Below are 1568 nucleotides of genomic sequence, written 5' to 3' on the forward strand. Positions count from 1 at the left end.
TCTGGGCCACCCGCGAAGAACTCCGGATCGCGATCGTGACCTGGATCGAGCGGACCTACCACCGGCGGCGCAGACAAGCCTCACTCGGCCGCCTGCCCCCCATCGAATTCGAGACCGTCATGACCACACCGGCCCTCCAGGCCGCGTGACCGCACCTGTCACCCGAACCTGCATCAGACCCGATTCCTGACCGGTACGGCAGGCTGATCCCGCAGCTAGCGAAGAGCGAGCGCCTGACCGGCGGGACTTCGCTACAGCTCATTGCCCAAGCCACCGGCCGCCCGATCACTCACCGGATCGACACCGCTTCGGCGCGCCTGCTGACGCCGGAGGACGCGGAGCTCTTGGAACTGGACTCTGCGGAGCCGCCCAAAGAGCCAGTGGTCGTGATGACGGCTAAGTTCGTCGACAGCGAGGGCAACGTTGTTGAGTACGGCGTTGACCTTGGGGGCCCCGGCCGCAAGTGGCGAACGGAATCGGAAGTCGCGCAGTGACAGCCGCCAACGACGCCCGCCGGCCGTTCTGCGTCCTGATGGCGGGGCTTCCGGGATCGGGGAAGACCACCCTCTCGCGTGCGCTGACGGCCCGTGGCTTCGTCAGACTGTGCCCAGACGAAGAGATGTACCGCCGACATGGCGTGTACGGGGTGGACTTCCCGCGGGGGACCTTCCCGACCCTTGAGCGTCCTGTCCTCGAAGAGACCTCTGTGGAACTCAGTCAGCAACTCCGGTCCGGGCACGATGTGGTGGTCGACCATGGTTTCTGGACGCCGGACGACCGTGCTCACTGGCGGTCGATCGCGACCGACGCGGGTGCGAACTCGGTGGTGGTCTACCTTGAGGCCAGCCACGAAGAACTCTGGTCGCGTGTGAGCAAGCGCAACGCGCGGCATGAAGCCGATCCGAACTCGATCTACTTCGCGGAAAGCGACCTGATCCGCTACCGGAACCGGTTCGTACCTCCCGCACCGGGCGAGCCGTACTTGGTCTACAACGGCGACCCTGACTCGGTCCTGAAGGCGCTGGAAGAAGACCCAGTGTCTCGTCAGAACAGAGGCTAGAAGGTGCGGCCACGGCCGCACGATCCTTGGCAGCGAGCTGCGCTCGCGCGCGATGGCCGCCGTGCCTGCCGGACTCCGTCGCGCGCGTTCGGTGGTCTGCCCGAAGGTGTGACGCTGGTCGATGGGTGGGTGTGACGGGCCGGTGTGAGGTGGTGTGACGCCCGCGTCACAGCGGGTCTGCCTAGGGGTTTGGGTGTGACGCGGCCATCACGTGTGACGGTGTGACGCGGCGGCCGGCGGGAGCTCCCGAGTGCTCAGGCGCTTGTCGCGTCGCTTGTCGCGTGGCTTGTCGCTTGTCTTGTCTTGTCGCTTGTCGCATCCCAGGTCAGAGCCCGTTCTTCGGCCCTCTGCGGGGCGGAGGCGCGATCTGCCGGTGGTACGAGCAAGAGGAGCACGACAAGCCGCGTCGTGCTCGAGGCATTGTCAAATCCTGTGGACTGACCAGACAGCCCAATGGCCGTTCGATCAAGTAAGCGGCTTGCGGTAACGGACGTACTCGTTCTGCCGC

At 65.9% G+C, this 1568-nt stretch carries 1 protein-coding gene and 2 pseudogenes; all 3 read left to right on the forward strand.

Annotation, left to right across the window (positions count from 1 at the left end; genetic code table 11):
• Positions 1 to 149, forward strand: a pseudogene (locus ABT147_RS47145) (IS3 family transposase); the annotation flags it as partial.
• 33 nt (positions 150 to 182) lie between these two features.
• A pseudogene (locus tag ABT147_RS47150) lies at positions 183 to 494 on the forward strand (UTRA domain-containing protein); the annotation flags it as partial.
• Complete coding sequence (locus tag ABT147_RS47155) at positions 491 to 1060, forward strand: P-loop nucleotide/nucleoside kinase family protein (protein ID WP_351418724.1); 570 nt, start codon at positions 491 to 493, stop codon at positions 1058 to 1060. The pseudogene ABT147_RS47150 and the gene ABT147_RS47155, both read left to right, overlap by 4 nt.
• Positions 1061 to 1568 lie beyond the last annotated feature (508 nt).

The sequence above is a fragment of the Streptomyces sp. NPDC001868 genome (genome assembly GCF_040297125.1).
In the GTDB taxonomy this organism is placed as follows: Bacteria; Actinomycetota; Actinomycetes; order Streptomycetales; family Streptomycetaceae; genus Streptomyces.